Origin of the sequence: Brucella pseudogrignonensis, from assembly GCF_031454375.1 — a bacterium.
In the GTDB taxonomy this organism is placed as follows: Bacteria; Pseudomonadota; Alphaproteobacteria; order Rhizobiales; family Rhizobiaceae; genus Brucella; species Brucella pseudogrignonensis_A.
Genome location: NZ_JAVDQT010000001.1, coordinates 356,315 through 378,022 on the forward strand (window position 1 = coordinate 356,315; position 21,708 = coordinate 378,022).

The window sequence follows — 21,708 nt, forward strand, 5'->3', positions numbered from 1 at the left end:
AAAACATCTGATCACGGTTTGATCTTGTTTTTGAATGCCGAATCCTGTCTGAACAGGGGATGCAGTTTTCACCAGAACAGGATCAGGCTTTAAAAGCCGTTGGGAAATGGCTGAAGGAAGGGCGTTCGCCTATCTTCAGGCTGTTTGGTTATGCCGGAACAGGTAAAACCACACTTGCGCGCTATTTTGCCGAGCATGTTGATGGTGAAGTGCAGTTTGCAGCATTTACCGGTAAGGCGGCGCAGGTTCTGCGCTCCAAGGGTGCAAATAATGCCCGCACGCTGCATTCGCTGATTTATCGTCCGCGTGGTGAAGAAGCCGTTGAAGACGAAACGACTGGCAAGACATCGATTGCGCCGACGTTTTCGCTCAATCGTCAAAGCCCGGTAGCTAAGGCAGCCCTCATCGTTGTGGACGAATGTTCGATGGTCGATGAGCAGCTTGGCCGCGATCTGATGACCTTTGGCACGCCTATTCTCGTGCTGGGTGATCCGGGGCAGTTGCCGCCCATTTCGGGTGGTGGATTCTTTACTGAACATGAGCCGGACTATCTGCTCACCGAAATTCATCGTCAGGCACGCGACAACCCGATTATTCGTATGGCGCTCGATGTGCGTGAAGGCCGAGAGCTCAACTATTGCGATGAAGGTCGGGCAAAGATTATTTCCAAATCTGAGGTCAATCAGGATCTGGTTCTTTCCGCCGATCAGGTGCTTGTGGGGACCAACCGCACACGCAAGCGCTATAATCAGCGACTGCGCGAGCTGAAAGGCTTTAGCGCTGAATATCCGCAGGCAGGTGATAAGCTTGTTTGCCTGCGTAATGATCCGGCCAAGGGCCTGCTGAATGGTTCACTTTGGAAAGTCATGACATCTTCTAAGGAAACTGTGAAGCCGGGTATTAATCTGCTTGTTTCGCCAGAAGATGAAGATCGCGGCGTTGCCAAGATCAAGCTGCTAAAAGCCCAGTTTGAAGACCCGGATGCTGAAATTCCATGGCAGACGAAGAAGCGCTTCGATGATTTCGATTATGGCTATGCCCTAACGGTGCATAAGGCGCAGGGTTCACAGTGGGACAACGTCGTCTTGTTTGACGAGAGCTATGCGTTTCGTGACACGCGTGAGCGCTGGCTTTACACAGCTATAACCCGCGCGGCAGAGCAGCTTACAATCGTCAAATAGTTACTGGTCAGCGGGTTCGGCGTTTAGCCATGCCCATGCTTTTGGTTCATCTTCCGCTTCAAAAGTTTTCATTTCGATGGAGAGGAATGGCTGCATCAGCGTTACGCTGGCTTGTATCCATAAAGGTCCGCCAACAATCGCATAGCGACGCAGGTGACGGAGCGACTTGGCTCGCATCGACAGCATGCTTTCAGAAAAAGCAGAGCCCCAATCGACACCTTCATATCCGGTCAGACGAATGAGAAGATCGATTTCTTCGTGCCCTTCATAGGCCGCGTCGAGCAAGCCATAGAGATTTTCGAGGGCTGCGTCATCAAGATGTCCTTCGATTGCAAAGGCAAACACATCTTCACGATTGGTTTGAATGCGACGGACGACTGGAATGTCTTCATTACGCATAAGGACCTCCATTTGTAGAACAGTGCTTTTTGAAAACGTCATGTATTTTGTTGGCCTTAACGTTTTTGATGGGGCAAAAGTTGCGTTCAGACAGATAAAATTTGAGTAATGTATTTCTTGACGATTCATTGTGGGGTGCGACCGGAAAGCACTGACATTTTTTACCAGCGCGGGATATAAAGCCATATCCTTATCTGTGGGAGCTATGCTCTATGCCTGCAAAATTGTCCGTCAATCTCAATGCTATAGCGATGTTGCGCAATCGCCGCGATTTGCCATGGCCAAGCGTTACAGGCCTTGGGCGAGCAGCGCTTGCAGCCGGTGCCGCCGGTCTGACGGTGCACCCACGTCCCGATCAGCGCCATATTCGTTTTTCCGATCTGGGTGACATTCGTGCGCTCATTGATGATGAGTATCCGCAGGCTGAGTTCAACATTGAAGGCTTTCCGACAGAGGCATTTCTTGATCTGGTTGATAGACACCAGCCGGAACAAGTGACGCTGGTTCCTGATGATCCGATGCAGGCTACGTCCGATCATGGTTGGGATTTTGAAACCAAATCTGATTTCTTGGCTCCAATTGTTCAGCGCCTCAAGGCAAACGGTATGCGTGTGTCGCTGTTTGCTGACCCTGATCCACTTGGCTATGATAAGGCTAAAGCGATTGGTGCTGATCGTATCGAGCTTTACACTGGCCCTTATGGCGCGACCTATGACGATTCCTCGGCTGCAACGCGGGAGCTTGTCCGTATCGGTAAGGCAGCTGATGCTGCCACGAAGCTGGGGCTCGCAATCAATGCCGGGCACGATTTGACAGTTGAAAATCTGCCTGCACTGGTCAAACGTGTACCGCAGTTGAGCGAAGTTTCTATCGGTCATGGCCTGACGGCAGATGCTTTGATGTATGGTATGCCGGTTACGGTCAGTCGCTATATTGCAGCGCTGGCGGGATAGGTGGTGCGTAAAACGCATGGCTGCTAAACAAGCTGTGCGAAATCTGCATTTGTGCGCGGACGTAACAAGTTATAGACCGCGCGCCTGATGTTTATGTGCTGGGGGCATGCAGGATCAATTAAGGGAAGCATAAATGAAGTTTTCCGCAGTCCAAGATTTGTACCCCGGCGATTGCTTAAGTTATCCGAAGTTTGTTTTCGTCGAACTGTTGAGTTGTTAGCGGACTGAACGAGGAACTTTTACGTCTGGCCAGAGTTTTTTCTGACGAAGATTTTCCTCTTTTTCTTTTTTCCTGCAGGTTTACAAATTACGGCCTTGTGAGGTGTCTGCATATGAGCAGCGAGAATACCGATAAGAACCAGCCAGTTGCCGATGAAGCGCAGGCCGGTTCTCAAAACACGCTGCCTGTTGGCGTTATTCCTGAAAACGGTACAGTTTCCGAAGAGAACGATCACTCGCAAGACAGTATGAAAATGCTTGTGCTTGGGGCATTGGGCGTTGTTTATGGCGATATTGGAACCAGTCCGATCTATGCGTTTCGCGAAGCGTTGCACGCCGCGACATCGGATGGCTTCCTTTCACGAAGCGATATTCTTGGCGTCGTTTCGTTGATCTTCTGGGCGCTTCTGCTCGTTGTGACCATCAAATATGTGATCTTCGTGCTCCGCGCCGACAATAATGGCGAAGGCGGTATTCTCTCTCTGATGGCTTTGGTACGGGCTGCCTTGAAAGGGCGGCCCGATGTCATTCTGGCAGCGGGCATCTGTGGTGCGGCGTTGTTTTTTGGTGACGCGGTGATCACGCCAGCGATCTCTGTGCTTTCAGCCGTGGAGGGTGTGCAGATCGTTGCGCCCCACATGACGCCCTTTGTGGTGCCCATTACGGTGGTTATCCTTGTCGTTCTGTTTTCGATTCAGAAATATGGAACGGGCAAGGTCGCGATTGTTTTTGGGCCGATTATGGCTGTGTGGTTTCTGGCGCTCGGCGCTTCGGGGCTCTGGCACATCTTTGATGACCCGACCGTTATGGCGGCACTCAATCCATATTATGCGCTGCGTTTCCTCGTGGTTAGCCCGGGTGTGGCATTCATCACCGTCGGCGCAGTGTTCCTTGCGATGACAGGTGCTGAGGCACTCTATGCTGATCTTGGTCATTTTGGCCGCAAGCCGATTGTTCGCGCTTGGCTTTGGATCGTGTTCCCATGCCTGTTGCTCAACTATTTCGGGCAGGCGGCATTCGTGCTTTCGCATGGCGAGGCGGCTGCATTGCCATTCTTCGAGATGATGCCGGAATTTGCACTCTGGCCGATGGTGTTGTTGGCGACTGCTGCAACAGTGATTGCCAGTCAGGCGGTTATCAGTGGTGCGTTTTCAGTGGCGCGTCAGGCGGTGCAGCTTAATATTCTGCCGCGTCTGGAGATACAGCATACGTCGGAAAAGCTGCATGGGCAGATCTATATTCCGCGCGTCAATCTCCTGCTTGGTCTGACTGTCATCATACTGGTGCTTGGCTTCGAGAAGTCGAACAATCTTGCTTCCGCTTACGGTATCGCCGTGACGGGCAATATGCTGGTGACGACCGGGCTTCTTTATTTCGTCATGACGCGCATCTGGAACTGGCGTGTCAGCCGCGCACTACCAATTATTGTTGGGTTTCTGATCATCGACTTGCTGTTTTTCAGTGCGAACATCATCAAAGTGCATGATGGTGGTTGGGCGTCGATCCTGTTTGCTGCCATTCTCGTGGTCATCATGTGGACGTGGGTGCGCGGTACGCGTCATTTGTTCCAGAAAACGCGTAAGGCGGAAGTACCGCTTGATCTCATCGTAGAGCAGATGAACAAGCGTCCGCCCACGATTGTGCCCGGCACAGCTGTGTTCCTGACAGGCGATCCCAAGAGTGCTCCAACTGCGCTGATGCACAGTCTCAAACATTACAAAGTGCTCCATCATAACAATGTGATTTTGACTGTAGTAACCGCATCTAAGCCTTGGGTTTCGAGTGCAGACCGTGTGCGTGTCTCGCAATATAATGAGCGTTTCATGCAGGTGACGTTGACGTTTGGCTACATGCAGCAGCCGAATATCCCGCGAGCCTTGGGGCTTTGCCGCAGGCTTGGCTGGAAGTTTGATATCATGACGACGTCGTTCTTCTTGTCGCGCCGCTGGCTGAAAGCGTCAGCGCATTCCGGCATGCCGCTCTGGCAGGATAAGCTGTTTATCTTGCTCGCGCGCACGGCATCGGATGCGACGGAATATTTCCAGATTCCAACGGGCCGTGTTGTAGAAATTGGAACACAGGTGAATATCTGAGGTTTCAGCGATAAAATCTCTAAGGGCGTCTTCTCAGGAATTGATTCCAGAAGGCGCCCTTTCTTTTTGAATTCGCTAGCTTCTTTTTGTTGTCAGACACAGTGTTCGGATCACAATTCTAAAATCTGCATTCGCTTTAAAAAATCCTGCTTGACGGTGGCCATATCTCAGACTAATAAACGGAACCGTACCGTACGGTACAAGTTGGAGGGATCAACCGGTGACTGATAAAAGCGAAGAATTGCAGGCTCAGAAGCAGCCGTCTTTCTCGCCGCGTCAGAACGAAGTTCTGGAGCAGGCGTTGCGCCTTCTTGTTGAAGGCGGGGACCGCGCTTTGACAACGGCAAGCATTGCGCGCGCTGCCAATTGCTCCAAAGAAAGCCTCTATAAATGGTTTGGTGATCGCGATGGTTTGCTGACTGCGATGGTCCGCTGGCAGGCATCGAAGGTTCGCGTTGTGCCTGTGGCACGCGAGAAGCTGGATGCTGAATCGCTTTTCTCCAGCCTTGAACATTTTGCTCGTGACTGGTTGCTGGTTTTGTCGGGACGCACATCCGTTGCGTTGAACCGTCTGGCCGTCAGCCACTCTGCCTCTGGTAAGTCCGCATTGGGTGACATCGTTCTCTCAAATGGTCCGGTTGCCATGGCCAAGCGTCTTAAGCCGATCCTTGAAATGGGACAGGAAGCAAAGCTTCTGGCTTTCGACGATATTGATGAAGCTTTTCGTGCGTTTTTCGGGCTTGTCGTCCGGGATATGCAGATCCGGTTGCTGCTCGGTGACCGGTTGGAATTGACTGACGAAGTGGTAATCCGGGACGCCCGGCGCGCTACAAAGCAGTTTTTCGCTCTATACGGAGCTTAGTTTTCTGCGGATACGAGGATGCCGCAGAATAATCTGAATGAAGGGAATATCGAAATGCGCGTTTATTACGATCGTGATGCAGACGTTAACCTGATCAAGTCGAAGAAGGTCGTTATCGTCGGCTACGGCAGCCAGGGTCGCGCTCATGCGCTGAACCTCAAGGACTCCGGCGCTGCCAATGTGCGCATCGCTCTTCGTGAAGGTTCGGCAACTGCAAAGAAGGCAGAAGCTGACGGCTTCGAAGTGATGAATGTTGCTGATGCATCCAAGTGGGCTGACCTGTTGATGATGGCAACCCCTGATGAACTTCAGGCTGACATCTACAAGGATCACATTCAGGACAACATCCGTGACGGCGCAGCGATTGCTTTCGCACACGGCCTCAATGTTCACTTCGGCCTTATTGAGCCAAAGAAGACCGTTGACGTTGTCATGATCGCACCAAAGGGCCCAGGCCACACGGTTCGCGGCGAATACCAGAAGGGCGGCGGCGTTCCTTGCCTTATCGCTATCCATCAGGATGCTTCAGGCAACGCACATGACCTCGCTCTATCCTACGCTTCGGGCGTTGGTGGCGGCCGTTCGGGCGTTATCGAAACCACCTTTAAGGAAGAGTGCGAAACCGATCTGTTCGGCGAACAGGCTGTTCTTTGCGGCGGCGTTGTTGAACTCATCCGTACAGGTTTTGAAGTTCTGGTCGAAGCTGGTTACGCACCAGAAATGGCTTACTTCGAGTGCTTGCACGAAATGAAGCTCATCGTAGATCTGATCTACGAAGGCGGCATTGCCAACATGAACTACTCGATCTCCAACACTGCTGAGTGGGGCGAATACGTCACTGGTCCACGCATCATCACTGCAGAAACCAAGGAAGAAATGAAGCGCGTTCTGAAGGACATTCAGACCGGCAAGTTCACTTCCGATTGGATGCAGGAATATCGTGCAGGCGCAGCGCGCTTCAAGGGTATCCGTCGCAACAACGACAGCCACCAGATCGAAGAAGTTGGCGAAAAGCTCCGCGGCATGATGCCATGGATCGCAGCGAACAAGCTCGTCGACAAGGCACGCAACTAAAAATCTGCGGTATTCAGACTCTGGCCGTCTGCAAATGGCATTTTGTTTCACTTCCGGTGCTCACGTACTTTATGTACGCTCCGCTCCGGTTCTCACAAAACACCATTTTCGGGTAGAGCGCCGTGGGCCCGATAGGGCGCACAAAGGTCGCTCTAATTTTCAGATAGACGCATCGATCTATCCAAAAATCGAAAACGATTTTTGGGCCGATGCCTCGGCCAGAGTCAGAATTTCATCAGATTTTGCAGTGCTCTACCATCAGAGAAAAAGAGGGGCGTTTCTTACGCCCCTTTCATGCATAAGGCTTTAGTCGTGTGAAACGTAGCGCACGAAAAGATCGCCAAACGCTGTTTGAATTTATGTTTTGTGCTTTGTTCAGCCAAAACAATTCAGAATATCTTTATTCCGTCTGAGCATGGAAGAAAGTGTTCTCGTTAGCAAAAAATTGCGCTATCGCTAGAACTTTATCTGGCGAGTTTGAGGAGGCTTTGCCTCCATCGTATTGAGGAGATTTCCGGTGCTGGACTGGGAAACTGTATTTGCAACGCGTTCGAAGCGTATGCGCGCTTCCGAAATCCGTGAACTTCTGAAATTGCTGGAGCGTCCGGATATTATTTCCTTTGCTGGTGGTATTCCGGATCCGGCATTGTTCCCACATGCTGAATTTCAGAGCGCTTATCAGGATATTTTTGGTGGTCCTGAAGCCAATGCAGCTTTGCAATATTCGGTATCCGAAGGCTATAAGCCGCTGCGCACATGGCTGGTAAGCGAGCTCGCTAAGATCGGCATTCCATGCACCGAAGATAATGTCTTCATTACCTCCGGCTCGCAGCAGGCGCTCGATTATCTCGGTAAGCTTTTCATTTCGCCCAATGATACGGCACTTGTGACGGCGCCGACCTATCTTGGCGCGTTGCAGGCATTCAATGCCTATGAGCCGACCTATGACATTCTCTCGCTCAATGGAAACCGCACGCCGGCTTCTTATAAGCAGCATGCGGGAGATGCTGGCGGTCAGGTCAAGTTTGCGTATCTCTCGGCAGATTTCAGCAATCCAACCGGCGAAACCGTTGATCTCGCAGGCCGTAAGAAGCTTATGGCCGATGCGGATGAGCTTGATATTCCGATCATCGAAGATGCTGCCTATCAGTATCTGCGTTATAATGGCGAAGCCATTGCGCCGATCTTGTCGCTTGATATAGCGCGTAACGGCGGTGACATCGAAAAAACCCGCACGATCTATTGCGGATCGTTCTCGAAAACACTCGCGCCCGGTTTGCGTGTTGGCTATGTCGTTGCTTCGCAGTCGGTTATCCGCAAGCTCGTTCTGATGAAGCAGGCTGCTGATCTTCATTCTTCGACCATCAACCAGATCGCCATTCATCGTGTTGCCTCGACCGGTTTTGATAAACAGGTTGCCAAGCTGCATGGTGTTTATAAGCACCGTCGTGACAAGATGCTGGAAGCGTTGGCCAAGTATATGCCGGAAGGTACAGACTGGACCAAACCTGAAGGCGGCATGTTCATCTGGGTTACACTGCCAAAGGGCATGGATGGCGCGGCACTTCTTGCCGCTTCTATCGAAAGCGAGAAGGTTGCATTCGTCCCGGGCAAGGCGTTTTTTGCCGATGGCACAGGCGCTAACACGCTGCGTCTCAGCTATTCATGCGCCAATGATGAAATGATTGATGAAGGTATCATGCGGCTTGGTCGCTTGATCCGCACCCATTCCAAATCGGAAGCTGCATAAAATCAGAAGCCGGGCATTGCCCGGCTTTTTATTTATTGGAATGGTGAATTGCAGCCCGTGCGCGGCCCCGCCAACGGCTGATAGGTGTTATCCGACGTGCGATAGCTGCGGTAATGGTTTGAACACCATGAAATATGGTTGCTGCTTGGACCAAAAGTTTTGACAGCAGTGCGATCAGCGGGGCGAACCTGAAGCGGATCGCCATTTTTGTAGATAGGAATACCTTCGCGCGAGATGTAATTGCCGCTGTCGCGGCAACCCGCGCCATAGCATTTCGGCGATCCGGCTTGTGGCTGATAGGGGCGTGGCAAAGCGCCAGCGATAGGCGGCGTGCTTGGGCGCAAGGACGGCACATAAGGCGTATTCAAATCAACAGCCGCAGCGCTGCCGACGAGGCTTGCCGCAAACAGACCTGTGCAAATTGCGATGCGTCCTATCTTTCCAAGCATTTCGTTATCCCGATTTATAATATTATATGGTGACTTTTCAGAGCAAAACCAGCGTGGCTTTAAAATCCTGAAAAGAACCACTTGCTAATCATAGCGCAAGTCGCGAGATTGCGCAGGCATGTTTACGATAGCCACATTTAATGTTGAAAATCTGATGCGCCGGTTTGATTTTTCCGGTTTTCGCAATGAATTGCATCAGGACCGCTCGCTTAAGCTCTTTGAGATCAGCGATGAACAGCAATACCGTCTGCTTGAGCAGGCGCGGGCCGTTGCCCATACCGACGACACGCGGCAGATGACGGCTCTGGCCATCGCTGAAACGCGCGCCGACGTGCTTTGCCTGCAAGAGGTCGATAATCTCGCAGCACTTAATGCCTTTGAATATGGCTATCTTTTCAAGATGGTCGGGCAGGGTTATCGCAACAAATATCTAATCGATGGCAATGATAGTCGTGGCATTGATGTGGCCGTCATGGCGCGGGATACGACGCGCGATGGTCAGCGTATTGAAGTGCTTGAAGTCACCAGCCATGCCCATGTGACCTATAAGGAACTCGACCTGTATCAGCCGGTGTTGGCTGAGCTGGGACTAGAGCCGCATGACCGCATTTTCAAACGCGATTGCCTTTGTCTCGATATGCGTATCGACGGTAAGCTGCTAACATTGTTTGTCGTTCACCTGAAATCAATGGGCGGTTCCCGCAACGGACTGGATGGGCGCACCGCCTCATTGCCAGTTCGGCAAGCTGAAACGCGTGCGATCCGCCATATCATTGAAGAGAAATTTGGCGTGAACAATACGGCAGATAAGCGCTGGCTCATTTGCGGCGACTTCAACGATTATCGCGAACGGATCATCATCGAGGGTGATGAGTGGAACGGCTATCAGTTCACGCCGGTCAAAGAAGCGGCAAGCGCGCTTGATACTCTGTTGAGCGATGGCTTTGCGATCAATCTTGTGGAACGTCGCCCAGAGATGGATCGTTGGACGCTTTATCATACACGTGGGCCGCAGGAGCGCCATCTTTGCCAGCTTGATTACATCCTTGCGTCGCCAGCACTGGCAGACAAAAACGGTGGTGCGATCCCGCAGATTATCCGCCGTGGTCAGCCATGGCGCACGGTTTTTCCGCCGGGACAGGAAGTGGATCGCTATCCACGGACTGGATGGGATCGTCCGAAAGCCAGCGACCATTGCCCGGTGGCTGTGACGCTGAACATCGTTTGAGAATGAGTCGCCTGATGCAGAATGTAAAAGAAAACACGGTTTATGAAATTGACCATGTGAATGTGCAGATTTTGCCGGGGCCGCTCGATTATGCGCAGGTGAACGAGGCAGCCATTGCCGAAAATTGGCAGCGCGAGCGTCAGGCCAATCCGACATTGTTTGATGGCGAAATTTATCTGGCACCTGAAGCACGGCTTGAAGGCCGATCATTCACCGCTGGTTTTCATCGCACCAGCTTTGCAACGCTTATGTATTGGCGCAAAGATATGCAGAATGTGCGTCCATGGCACATTTTTGGTGTGGGAGTGATGGTATCATCTGAAGGCCATCTTATTGCAGCTCGCATGAGTTCACACAACGCGGTTGCTGGGCGCGTTTATTTTCCGGCAGGCTCTATTGATGACAATGATGTTGTCAATGGACATGCGGATTATGAAGCCAATATGGCGCGTGAAGTCTTTGAGGAAACGGGCCTAAAGCTTAGCGATGCCAAGGTGGAAGCAAAGACGCATCTGGTTACGGCTGACGGGAGCATCGCGCTTTTTCGCCGATATTACTTTGAACTTTCGACGGCTGAATTGTTGAAACAAATTGAGGCCAATCTGGCGCTACAGGCTGAACCGGAGCTTTCAGAAATCATTCCGGTCACACAGGCGGGCGTAATGGGGCAGGCGACGCCGTCTTATGTACGGGCTTTTGCCGACTGGCATTTTGATAATCAACAGTAACGATTGGTTCTTACAGATGACAGCGCCGAGAAATTGGCTATGCTCGCAGCTTAAGGCTATTCGCCGACTGTGATCTGAGGGAGACGTGAACGATGACCGAAGCTGCCAGTACCGGCCGGTATTATGAGGTTTTTGATGTTTTTGCCGATAAGGCATTGGCTGGAAACCCGCTGGCTGTCGTTCATGACTGCGAAGGTTTGACCGATGCGCGCATGCAGGCGATAGCGCGGGAGTTTAATCTATCTGAGACGGTGTTCATTTTCCCGCCAGAAAATCCAGTGCACGAAGCGGCGGTTCGTATTTTTACACCGGATTACGAACTGCCTTTTGCCGGGCACCCGACTGTTGGTGCTGCCGTATCACTGGCACGACATCGCAGAACTGGTGATGAGTCGGACCGGATTGTTACGCTTGAAGAAAAAGTCGGCGTTGTGCGTTGCGGGGTCATTCTGGGCGAGAACAGTGCGTTTGCCGAATTTGATCTGCCACGCTTGCCAGAAAAGATCGATATTAAGATCGAGAAAGAAGAAGCGGCTGCCGCTATCGGGCTTGGCACGCATGAAATTGGCTTTGAAAACCATATTCCTGCGATCTGGAGCGCTGGTACGCCCTATCTTCTGGTGCCCGTGCATAATCTGATTGCGGCTGCAAAAGTCTCTATCGACCCCGTCTATGTTAGCGAAAGCCTGCCGCATGTCGGCGACCGGCCATTGCCAATATATGTTTATTGTCGTGAGACAATTCTGTTCGATAGCAACTATCATGCACGTATGTTTGTGACCGGATCGAATGTCTATGAAGACCCGGCAACAGGATCTGCGGCAGCTGCTTTTGCGGGCATGATCCTCGCCAAAGACAAGCCGGTAGATAGCAGTTCGCAATGGTGGATTGAACAGGGCATGGAAATGGGCCGCCCATCGCGTATTCGTCTTGAGCTTGATGTTTCCAAACAGGTACTCACCGGCGCGCGTATTGGCGGGACGGCTGTGAAGATTGCTGAAGGGCGCTTGTTCGTTTGATTTTCATGTTTTGATTGCAGTCAAAGCATAATCATTGCTCCATAGTAATCTATTGTTAGGTTTGATGAACAAGGGATGCTGGATATGTTAATCAAAGAAATGTCTGAAATTGATGTCCGCGATATGATCCAGCATACCGAGATCGGGCGGCTTGGTTATGTGCTTGATAATCGACCCTATGTCGTACCGCTTGGGTTTAAGTTCAGCGGCGGCGCGCTCTATTCGTTTACTACAGACGGTCAGAAAACTGAGGCTATGCGGAAGAACAGTGCTGTCTGTATTTTATTCGATCAGATCGTATCAAAGACGCAATGGCGTAGCGTTGTCGTGAATGGCCATTATCGCGAAATTACGCGGGATCAGGAAAAGGCCGCCATCGTGAATATGCTCTCAAATGAGCCAACTTGGTGGGAACCAGCCTATACCAAGACGATTACCAGTGGCGGCACACAACGCAAACTGGAGCCAGTTTTCTTCCGCGTTGATATTGAAAGCGCCACTGGACACCAGACAGCTTAATTCTCTCTTTCGCGTATGATCCCACACAAAACCGCTTCGCACTTTGTTGGAAATGTTTTAGCGAACCACCAGCACTGGAACCTTGCTGTGCGTCACGACTTCATAAGTCTGGCTACCCAGCAACATGCCCTTGAGGCCGCGGCGACCGTGTGACGCCATGACAATCAGGTCGTTGCGCAGTTCTTTTGCGGTCTCGATAATCGATGTCGCCGGGTGCTGCGCTACGACGTGCAATGTGTGGATTTCAACACCTGCTTCATTTGCCAATTCACGGGCGCGAGCGAGAGCCGCGTCGGCATAGTCGTTCCATTCTTCTTCGTAACGTTCGATGAAAGCCGGACTATCAGTAAATCCACCCGGAAGGCCGGTGAGCGAATAGGGGGCAGTCACTATGAGGACGGTTGCTTTGCTGCCCATGGATTTTGCCGTATCAAACCCGTGAATAAGGCCGCGTTCGGCAAATTCTGAACCATCGGTGGTTATCAGTATATTCTTGTACATCGTGCCCTCGCTTTGACTTTTTACAAGTTTAAAGTAGTTACTCAGCCGACCATATCAAACCGTATATGTCGTTGATATAAAATAGAATAGGGCCTCGATAATCCATGCCACTTGATTGCGATACATTTCATGCGAGCTGGGTTGCGACTGTTCTTAATCTGGATTGGCCATCAAGAGCTTCTACACAGATTGAAAATGACTCCGAGCGGGTAAAGCTTCAGAAGCAAGAACTGGTGCGCATGTTTGATGAGGCAACCGAACATGGCATCAATGCCGTGATTTTTCAGGTTTCGCCTGCTGCGGACGCCTTTTATAAATCAGATTATCTGCCGTGGTCGTCTTATCTCACCGGCACGCTCGGAAAAGATCCGGGCTTTGACCCGCTGCGCTTTGCAATTGCCGAAGCCCATAAGCGAGGCATTGAGCTTCATGCTTGGCTTAATCCTTACCGGGTATCGATGGATGTGCGGCCCGCTACACGCAAAGAGCTGAAGAGTTCTTCCAATGATTCTCCGCCGAGCGTCTATAAGACCAATCCGGAATGGGTGGGTATTTCAGCCGATCGTTATGTCCTTGATCCAGGCATTCCAGCTGTGCGCCAATGGGTAAGTAATATCACTGCTGAAGTGGTTCAGAAATATGATGTCGATGGTATCCAGTTCGACGACTATTTCTATTACGAAACTCAAGGCTCGCCGCTCAAGGATGATAAAACCTACAAGCGTTTTGGGACAAAGTTCGCCAGTAAATATGACTGGCGACGCTATAATACCTATACGCTGGTGCAAGAAATTTCAGACCGTATCAAAGCGATTAAACCGCATGTTCGCTTTGGTATTAGCCCGGGCGGTGTTTGGCGCAATCAGGCGGATGATCCGCGTGGTTCCGCGACGCGTGCAGGCAAAACCAATTATGATGGCGACTTTGCTGATACGCGTGCTTGGGTCAAGGACGGTTTGATCGACTATATCGCGCCGCAGGTTTACTGGTCGTCGGGTCGCAAAGATGTGCCCTATGGCCCAATTGTCCGCTGGTGGGCTGATACTGTGCGCGGTACGAAGACTGATCTCTATATCGGTATGGCGCTCTATCGTGCTGGTAGTTCTTCTAAGTCTGAACCAGAGTGGCTTGAGGGAAATGGCGTCGATGAAATCAAGCGCCAGCTTGATCTCAATGACTCCATACCAGAGGTAAAAGGCAGCATTCTTTTCCGCCAAGGATTTCTGTCTGACCCCAAACTTAAAAGCGTTTCTGCATATTTGAAAAAGACCTGGGGTAGCTGCCGCCCGAAAAAATAGCGGGTGAGATCGCAGATATTTATTATCTAATTGATTTAAATCAAAGAAAGCATCTGTGCGCTGGTGCTAGTGATTGATCGTTGTCAGGTTCCACCAGAACTGACGGCCCGGGATGTCGAGGCCCAACCTAAAGCGGCATCCCGGCTAAGAATTTCTCATTCAAGGATCTGTCGAGCGCACCAGCGCGATCTTTTTTTGCAGTGTTGCCCTGATCGACAGTCAGCGGGTGCTGTCAACATTGCCCTCCATCTCTCTCAATCAGCACCCGCGAAAACTCCTTTTCAAAACGCGTGATGATTCAATTGCTTCTGAATGTTTGCTGCCAATGTGATTCAGAGGGGCATTATGTTGCAGTTGATAATCTGCGATCCGCTTGCTATCGCTCGCCCTAGGATACGGTTCTGCCCGCAAGGGTGGATGAAAAGGGAACACGGTGAGGCTTGTTTGAAGAGCTGAGACCGGGACTGCCCCCGCAACTGTGACCGGAGAGTCGTTCTCCCATGATCATTATCGCGATCATAGCCACTGAACATTCGTGTCCGGGAAGGCGGAGGATTGATGAAGACCCGGAAGTCAGGAGACCTGCCGCATCCAGTCACCCATGGCTGACACGAGGGGTGTTCAGTCGCGGCCGTCCGTAGCGGTGACATTGTGAAATGTTGCCGTGGGACAAAGACGGGGCGCTAGCGCCCTGATTTCTGACACCTGCGGTGAAGCAAAGCTCGCGCGCAGGAAGTAGACTAATGCATATTCTCAGACTATCGGCCTATCTCGCATCAACCATTTTGGTTGCTATGCCGCTTGACGCATTCGCCCAGACGAACGCGAATTCTCAAGATGGTCTTGTGCTTGATACGATTGTTGTCACACCGCTTCGTCGCGCAACGTCGTTGCAGCGCTCCACATCCTCCGTCACGGTGATTGATCGCCAAGAGATAAGCCGCTCTGCCGCGCCTGATCTGCAATCGCTCCTGCAATATTATCCGGGTATCTCGATCACCACCAATGGCGGGCAGGGTTCATCTTCCAATCTCTATATTCGTGGCATGTCGTCAAAACAGACAGTTGTTTTAGTCAATGGCGTGCGAACTGCATCGGTCACGACTGGCGCAACATCGCTTGCCAATATTCCACTTAGTTCAATTGATCGTATTGAAATCGCTAAAGGCGCGCATTCCTCGCAATATGGTGCGGATGCGATGGGCGGCGTGATTAATATCATCACCAAGCAGGGCGGAGCCTGCGGTGAGCGTTCTTTCTGTGGCAGTGTTACGACCGGCGTTACCCATCCATGGGGCGGTTATGCGTCTGCGTCTCTGCAAGGCCAAAGCAAAGACGGCATTGATTATGCTTTTGGTGCGGCGGTAACAGGCACGCAAGGTTATAATTTCAAACAGCCGGGGACATTCGGTTATGAACCGGATCGTGACGGATTCCTGCAAGGCTCGTTCAATTTCTCCCTCGCAAAGGATTTCGACTGGGGGAAGATGTATACAGACGGACTTCTAAGCCGCGGCCGCAATCAATTTGATGCCGCACCCCGTTTTCCGAACGAAGCTTACACAACTGCGTTTAGTGGCAAACTGGGTGTACGTATCGATCACACCGCAGATTGGTCTTCGACGATTGAGCTGAGTTCGGGGCTGGATCACAGCCGAAACTTCCGCAAGGGCGTGAGCGAGTCTGATCTGTTCGAAACCAAGCGCTATGGCATTTTTACTTCGACTGAGAAGCGGTTTGAAACGGGTAGCGTTTCTCATGCGGTGACGGGAGGTGTCGAAGCCTATCGCGAGGAGGTCAATGCCACGACTGTCTATGCGGAAACCAGCCGTGATTTGGCGGCGGTGTTCGGGCAATATTCGCTGGAATATGATGCGCTGCGCTTTGACGGCGGCATGCGTTACGATCACAACGAGCAATTTAGAGATGTTGTGACTTACAATGCCGGAGCCAGTTATGAGGTTTTGCCTGATCTGGTTTTGCGTTCTTCATTTGGCACAGGCTTTCGAGCGCCCACTTTCAATGAGCTTTATTATCCCGGTTATGCAAATCCTGATCTGCAACCAGAAAAATCCCGGTCTTATGAAGTTGGTCTCAACTGGCAGGCAACAGATAAAACGAGCCTGGATATGGCTTTTTACCAAACGTGGTTGCGTGATGCGATCATAAGCACAGCGCCTTCTTATCTGCCCTATAATGTTGCGCGAGCAAAGATCACAGGTTTTGAAGTCACGCTGTCTCATCGCTTTAATGAGAACTGGGGCGTGAAAGGCTCTATTGATCTGAAACGCCCGATTGATGAAGACAGTGATAATGATCTGGCTTATCGTGAAAGGGTCAAAGCAACGGCAGAAGTTAGCTACAAGCCAGTCGATAAGCTCGATCTGACTGCACGGTTGCTCTATGGTGGTTCACGCTTCACGAATGCGGCCAACACCAACAAGCTTGATCCCTATGTGACGGCAGATTTCATCGCGCTTTATGACGTTGATGCACAGTCGCAATTCAAGCTCTCGGTAGAGAATATTTTCGATAAGGATTATCAGACGACGTCAGGTTACATAGCTCCAGGACGCACCATAAATATTGGGCTAACGCGGAATTTCTGATTGCAGATGATGTGGGCGCGTAGACAGACAGTTAGGAGGAATATCGGACTTTGTCTTATGGCAGGTCTGTTTCTCTTTGGCTTTCGTTCTGCATTCGCAGAAGATCGGCCTCAACGCGTCGTGTCGATCAATGTCTGCACGGATCAGCTTGCGATGTTGCTGGCTGATCCCGCGCAATTGCAATCGGTGTCCTATCTCTCGCGTGATCCGCTTTTATCGGTGATGAGTGAGAAGGCAAAGGGATTGCCAGTCAATCATGGGCAAGCCGAGGAAGTCTTCCTGATGAAGCCTGATCTGGTGCTGGCGGGTACATTTTCTTCGCGTGCAACAGTTGGGCTCTTGCGTGATTTGGGTGTGCGGGTTGAGGAGTTTGCGCCAGCACGATCATTTCAAGATATCAAAGCACATATGAAGCGGCTGGGAGAGTTGTTGGGGCGTGAAGAAGAAGCCGAGCGTCAAATCGCGGCTATGGATACGAATTTGTTGGCAATCAGAAAACCTGATCGCAAGCAAACTGTGGCGCTTTATTATGCCAATAGCTATACGGCGGGGCGCGGTACGCTGATTGATGAAGCGATCCGTCTGGCAGGGCTTGATAATATTGCGAACAAGGCAGGCGTTCGCGGCTCAGCCATGCTGCCGCTGGAGATGCTGGTAATGGAGAGACCTGATATCTTGGTTCGCGGTTCGCGCGGGCGACCGCCTGCACTGGCCTTTGAGAATTTCGAGCATCCGGCATTGCGTGCTCTTGAAGGCCATACGCGGATGGTAGCACTCAACGATAATCTGACAGTGTGCGGCGGGCCATTCAGTGTTGAGGCTGTCGCAAAGCTCGCGGAGGCTGCGCGTGACTGAAACTGGCCGTTTTTATCTCCTGCTTGTTGCTCTGGGTTTGCTGGTTCTCGCGCTCTTTGCGCTTTCGCTGCTGGTTGGTCCGGCATCGATAAGTGTTGGTGAGAGTATCCGAGCACTTTTTGCCGGGCAGGGCGATGTGATTGCGCTGGTTATGCGTGAGATACGCCTGCCACGTGCAATCCTTGCCTTGCTGATCGGTGCTTCGCTCGGGCTTTCAGGCGCGGCCCTCCAGGGCTATTTGCGCAATCCTTTGGCAGAGCCGGGATTGCTTGGGGTGAGTTCCTCGGCATCCCTTGGTGCAGTGATCGCAATCTATACCGGGCTTTCACAGGTCTTTCCGCTCGCTCTGCCATTGTTGGCGTTGGTCGGTGCGTTTCTGTCAGTCTTTCTGGTAAAGGCTCTCGCAGGCCGTCATGCCGGAACGTTGACGGTTATTCTTGCAGGCGTTGCCGTAACCAGTCTCGCCGGGGCGATGACGGCGCTTGCGCTTAATCTGTCGCCTAATCCATTTGCGGCCATGGAAATTGTGTTCTGGATGCTGGGCTCGCTCGCTGATCGTTCAATGACGCATGTGTGGCTTGCAGCGCCATTTATCTTGATTGGCTGGGTGATGTTATTTTCGCTCGGACGCGCGCTCGATAGTCTCACATTGGGATCGGATGCTGCCGCCAGTATGGGCGTTAATCTTTCCCGCGTTCAGGTCATGGCGGTTCTTGGCACTGCGGCCAGTGTCGGGGCCTCGACTGCCGTGGCGGGTGCAATCGGTTTCGTTGGACTGGTGGTGCCGCATTTGTTGCGTCCGCTGGTTGGATCAAGACCATCGCGACTGCTCGTTTCCAGTGCCTTTGGTGGGGCGGCGCTTCTTTTGGCTGCCGATGTTCTTGTGAGAGTGATCATGCCGGGACGCGAATTGAAGCTTGGTGTGTTGACCGCAATCATTGGCGCTCCGTTCTTCCTGTGGCTGGTGTTCAAATATCGGAGGCGGTTGGTATGACTATGCTCTCCGTTAAAAACCTTGATGTGTCGCTCGGTCACAAAGTCGTTCTTGAAGCTGTCAGTTTTGAGGTGGGTGAAGGCGAATTTATCGGTCTGATTGGGCCGAATGGTGCCGGTAAGACAACGCTTTTGCGTGCGCTTCTCGGGCTTACGCCTTCAGCTGGCACCATTTCACTTAACGGTTCGGACTTGAGACGCATGCACGTCGCTGACCGTGCCAAAGCAATCGCCTATCTGCCGCAGGAGCGTGATGTTGCCTGGCCGGTCACGGTTCGGATGTTGGTATCGCTCGGACGCTCGGCGTTGAAGCCGGTTTTTGCCGGTTTGGACGGTGGCGATGAAATCGCAATTGAAACAGCAATGCAGCGTATGGGTGTGGCTGAGTTTGCGTCGCGCCCTGCCAATGAATTATCGGGCGGTGAAAGAGCGCGCGCTTTGATCGCGCGTGTTTTGGCGCAGGATACACCTATCATCTTGGCAGACGAGCCGGTCGCCGGACTGGACCCCGCGCATCAGCTAGAACTGATGGAAGTGTTTGCGGGACTAACCGCCGAGAAAAAGACAGTGATCGCCTCGCTGCATGATCTTGGTTTGGCAGCAAAATATTGCACGCGGTTGATCGTTCTTGATCAGGGAAAACTCGTTGCCGATGGCATATCGGAAGAGGTTCTTACTCCTCAATTGCTCAACGAGGTTTATGGAATCGATGGGCAGTTGTTGAAAATCGATGATGATTTTGTTCTGCATACGCGCAAACGACTACGGTAGATTTTTACAGTTTCCATGGAATAAATTTGCAAAATTGCGAGCATTTTTCCACCGGATGGTCAAAAATCCCAAATTTCGGCCAATCCTGCTTGCTCTTACAATTTCTTGTGATTAACCAATCATCTATCAGATACCGTTGAAATTGCGCTGAAAGGATGAGAAATCGTGGAGCAGGCAACGAGCGGAAAACGCAAAGGCGGACGCAAGGCGCTTTGGGCAGCAGTAGCAGTCATCGCCATCGCCGCTGCAGGTGCAGTCGGATACAAGATTACACTTGAAAAGACCATCAATGCCCAGCTTGAACGGCGCGGCGGTAAAGCTGCTTCGGTTTCGGCTGACTTCCTTGGTCATATCAAGCTGACCGATGTGGTCCTTCCTCTTAAAGACGGCACCGACATTACGATTGGTTCGATTGAAGGTCGTCCAAAAATCCTGTTCCTGAATGGCATGCTGGACGCCAAAGACATCAAAACAGAAGTCGCGCAGTTCAAAATTGCACTGCCGAGTGTTCTTATTGATGACGCCAATTTCGACATTGGCATGCTGCGCGATACTTTTGGGAATGGCGAACTGAGCCTTGCCGAGCGCGTTGGTCGTTTTTCTGCAAAGCGCATGTCTATTCCAGAAATCAATGTCGTTCAGATGCTGAACGACAAGGAACAGAAGACGTCTTACAAGGATGTCACGCTTGAAGATATCGTGCATGGTCACGTGGCGCGCTATACCTCGTCTGGAGCGACCTTTGATCTTGATCTGACATTGCCAAATGAGTCAGGCAAGATTGAAGAAGAACGCATGGCCGGTACGATCGGCGTTTCAGAAGGTAAAGATATCGACGGTGTTTTCATCGCGCGTCTTTATACCGAAGCTGCGGGTCCAAATGATACCGAAGCCAAGCCGGTTTATGGGCCATTCTCTGCAAAAGACATCGTGATCAAAAGCACGAAATCGAATTTCAGCTATGCTGAAATCCGTAGCAATGGCTTCACGATGCGCTTGCCAGCGGAGCCTTTGACGGAGACTTTGCAGAAACTTGAAGCCGCTCAGGATATTGATGCGCTTCCGCCTGAAGAGCGTAAAGAGTTCTTTGTCCGTCTGATCGGTCTTTTTGATACGATTGGTAAGGGCGATGTCGAATTGCTTGGCATGAAGATCCAGCCTGGCGATCCTGAAAAGGGTCAGGGCAGCATCGAAAAAATGTCGATGGCGTTTGATAATAAGAAGTTTGATATGTCGCTCAACGGTTTCACAGCTGGTAGCGGCAAGGATTATGTCAAGTTAGACGAGTTTTCGCTTAAGGGCTTCAATTGGGCGCCTTCCGTGGAAGCAATAACGAAGTTTGCCGCTCTGAACGAAGAGGAAATGGAGAATTTTCCGTTCACGACGATGCTGCCAGAGTTTGGGACAATCGTTGTTAAAGGCATCGAAGCCGATGTTCCTTACGACAACAACGCCAACGACGATATTGATGTTGAGGATGAAGACGGCAATCCAGCACCAAAGCCGGATGGCCTGCCGCATCGCTTGAAAATTGGCGTTAAAAGCTATGAAGTCGCGCTGAACAAGCCAGTGAATGGCATTCCGTCCGATATTCGTATTGCGTATGAAGATATGTCTTTGCCTGTTCCAGCTGATAGCAGCGAAGAAATCTATCAGCAGCTTCGTAAGCTTGGTTATGAGCGCGTCACGATTTCTTCAAACGTGGAAGCGAACTGGGACGAGCCGACGCAGAGCCTCATCATTAAGGACATTTCTGTAAGCGGCAAGGATATGGGTAAGATTTCCATGTCTGGCCTGATGGGTGGCTTTACCAAGGAGTTTTTCTCTGGTGACAAGGTGCTTGCTCAGGTTGCTCTTCTCGGACTTAAAGCGCGTGAAGTGAAGCTGAAAGTTGAGAATGAAGGTCTCGCTGAAAAGGGACTGAAGCTCTATGCAGACGAAAACGACATGTCTGTTGAAGAAGCGCGCAGCACACTCACGCTTATCGCGAGTGCAGTCTTGCAGGAACTTGCTGCAGACCAGCCACAGCTTGAAGGCGTAATCTCGGCGTTCAATACGTTTTTGGCTAAGCCGAAGACCTTTGAAGTGACTGCAAAGTCCAAGTCTGAACGCGGTATCGGTGCATTGGAAATGATTGCGGTTTCGCAAGATCCGATGTCGATCCTCGATAAGATCAATATCGAAGCAACTGCCGACTAATACGAGCG

The 21,708-nt window shown here is 51.4% G+C and carries 19 protein-coding genes and 1 riboswitch; of the genes, 16 read left to right on the forward strand and 3 right to left on the reverse strand.

All coding sequences use genetic code 11. The annotated features are described in order from the left end of the window. Positions 1-59: 59 nt before the first annotated feature. The gene (locus J2782_RS01685) at positions 60-1,181 is read left to right on the forward strand and encodes an ATP-dependent DNA helicase (protein WP_310009871.1); all 1,122 of its coding nucleotides are present in this window, start codon (positions 60-62) and stop codon (positions 1,179-1,181) included. Here J2782_RS01685 and J2782_RS01690 read toward each other — a convergent pair whose 3' ends face one another. After that, positions 1,182-1,580 (reverse strand): SpoIIAA family protein, encoded by a 399-nt coding sequence (locus J2782_RS01690; RefSeq protein ID WP_310009872.1) that lies wholly within the window; start codon positions 1,578-1,580, stop codon positions 1,182-1,184. Between the two features lie 212 nt (positions 1,581-1,792). Between J2782_RS01690 and J2782_RS01695 the strand changes: the two genes are divergently transcribed. The 5 genes from J2782_RS01695 to J2782_RS01715 all read left to right on the forward strand — a co-directional run bounded on the left by J2782_RS01695 (position 1,793) and on the right by J2782_RS01715 (position 8,531). Next, the gene (locus J2782_RS01695) at positions 1,793-2,533 is read left to right on the forward strand and encodes a pyridoxine 5'-phosphate synthase (RefSeq protein ID WP_310009873.1); all 741 of its coding nucleotides are present in this window, start codon (positions 1,793-1,795) and stop codon (positions 2,531-2,533) included. 467 nt (positions 2,534-3,000) lie between these two features. After that, positions 3,001-4,845 (forward strand): potassium transporter Kup, encoded by a 1,845-nt coding sequence (locus tag J2782_RS01700; RefSeq protein WP_310011037.1) that lies wholly within the window; start codon positions 3,001-3,003, stop codon positions 4,843-4,845. A gap of 220 nt (positions 4,846-5,065) precedes the next feature. Then, entirely contained in the window at positions 5,066-5,707 is a 642-nt protein-coding gene (locus J2782_RS01705; RefSeq protein WP_250038896.1) for a TetR/AcrR family transcriptional regulator, read from the forward strand. A 54-nt stretch (positions 5,708-5,761) separates the two neighbouring features. Then, entirely contained in the window at positions 5,762-6,781 is a 1,020-nt protein-coding gene (gene ilvC / locus J2782_RS01710; protein WP_250038983.1) for a ketol-acid reductoisomerase, read from the forward strand. Positions 6,782-7,298: 517 nt separating this feature from the next. Next, the gene (locus tag J2782_RS01715; RefSeq protein ID WP_310009874.1) at positions 7,299-8,531 is read left to right on the forward strand and encodes an aminotransferase-like domain-containing protein; all 1,233 of its coding nucleotides are present in this window, start codon (positions 7,299-7,301) and stop codon (positions 8,529-8,531) included. 32 nt (positions 8,532-8,563) lie between these two features. Here J2782_RS01715 and J2782_RS01720 read toward each other — a convergent pair whose 3' ends face one another. Beyond that, positions 8,564-8,980, reverse strand: a complete 417-nt coding sequence (locus J2782_RS01720) for a BA14K family protein (RefSeq protein ID WP_310009875.1) — start codon at positions 8,978-8,980, stop codon at positions 8,564-8,566. 118 nt (positions 8,981-9,098) lie between these two features. Between J2782_RS01720 and J2782_RS01725 the strand changes: the two genes are divergently transcribed. The 4 genes from J2782_RS01725 (at position 9,099) to J2782_RS01740 (ending at position 12,474) form a co-directional block, all read left to right on the forward strand. Further along, positions 9,099-10,208 carry an endonuclease/exonuclease/phosphatase family protein gene (locus tag J2782_RS01725; RefSeq protein WP_310009876.1) on the forward strand — a complete coding sequence of 370 codons (1,110 nt, stop codon included), beginning with the start codon at positions 9,099-9,101 and terminating at the stop codon, positions 10,206-10,208. Positions 10,209-10,222: 14 nt separating this feature from the next. Beyond that, positions 10,223-10,936 (forward strand): NUDIX hydrolase, encoded by a 714-nt coding sequence (locus J2782_RS01730; protein ID WP_310009877.1) that lies wholly within the window; start codon positions 10,223-10,225, stop codon positions 10,934-10,936. 92 nt (positions 10,937-11,028) lie between these two features. Next, on the forward strand, positions 11,029-11,955 hold the full coding sequence (locus J2782_RS01735) for a PhzF family phenazine biosynthesis protein (protein ID WP_310009878.1): 927 nt from the start codon (positions 11,029-11,031) through the stop codon (positions 11,953-11,955). An 84-nt stretch (positions 11,956-12,039) separates the two neighbouring features. Continuing rightward, entirely contained in the window at positions 12,040-12,474 is a 435-nt protein-coding gene (locus J2782_RS01740; protein WP_310009880.1) for a pyridoxamine 5'-phosphate oxidase family protein, read from the forward strand. A 57-nt stretch (positions 12,475-12,531) separates the two neighbouring features. Here J2782_RS01740 and J2782_RS01745 read toward each other — a convergent pair whose 3' ends face one another. Continuing rightward, the gene (locus J2782_RS01745; protein WP_310009881.1) at positions 12,532-12,975 is read right to left on the reverse strand and encodes a universal stress protein; all 444 of its coding nucleotides are present in this window, start codon (positions 12,973-12,975) and stop codon (positions 12,532-12,534) included. 104 nt (positions 12,976-13,079) lie between these two features. On the opposite strand from J2782_RS01745, the gene J2782_RS01750 reads away from it, so the two are divergent. The 6 genes from J2782_RS01750 (at position 13,080) to J2782_RS01775 (ending at position 21,700) form a co-directional block, all read left to right on the forward strand. Next, entirely contained in the window at positions 13,080-14,273 is a 1,194-nt protein-coding gene (locus J2782_RS01750; RefSeq protein ID WP_310009882.1) for a glycoside hydrolase family 10-like protein, read from the forward strand. A 379-nt stretch (positions 14,274-14,652) separates the two neighbouring features. Further along, positions 14,653-14,877, forward strand: a riboswitch (cobalamin riboswitch). 139 nt (positions 14,878-15,016) lie between these two features. Next, the gene (locus tag J2782_RS01755) at positions 15,017-16,882 is read left to right on the forward strand and encodes a TonB-dependent receptor plug domain-containing protein (protein ID WP_310009883.1); all 1,866 of its coding nucleotides are present in this window, start codon (positions 15,017-15,019) and stop codon (positions 16,880-16,882) included. A 9-nt stretch (positions 16,883-16,891) separates the two neighbouring features. Next, positions 16,892-17,737 carry an ABC transporter substrate-binding protein gene (locus J2782_RS01760; RefSeq protein WP_310011038.1) on the forward strand — a complete coding sequence of 282 codons (846 nt, stop codon included), beginning with the start codon at positions 16,892-16,894 and terminating at the stop codon, positions 17,735-17,737. Beyond that, the gene (locus tag J2782_RS01765) at positions 17,730-18,731 is read left to right on the forward strand and encodes a FecCD family ABC transporter permease (RefSeq protein ID WP_310009884.1); all 1,002 of its coding nucleotides are present in this window, start codon (positions 17,730-17,732) and stop codon (positions 18,729-18,731) included. The genes J2782_RS01760 and J2782_RS01765 overlap by 8 nt, the downstream gene beginning before the upstream one ends. Then, the gene (locus J2782_RS01770) at positions 18,728-19,501 is read left to right on the forward strand and encodes an ABC transporter ATP-binding protein (protein ID WP_310009885.1); all 774 of its coding nucleotides are present in this window, start codon (positions 18,728-18,730) and stop codon (positions 19,499-19,501) included. The genes J2782_RS01765 and J2782_RS01770 overlap by 4 nt, the downstream gene beginning before the upstream one ends. A 165-nt stretch (positions 19,502-19,666) precedes the next feature. Then, positions 19,667-21,700, forward strand: coding sequence for a hypothetical protein (locus J2782_RS01775; protein WP_310009886.1), 2,034 nt, complete (start codon positions 19,667-19,669; stop codon positions 21,698-21,700). The last annotated feature ends 8 nt before the right edge of the window (positions 21,701-21,708 follow it).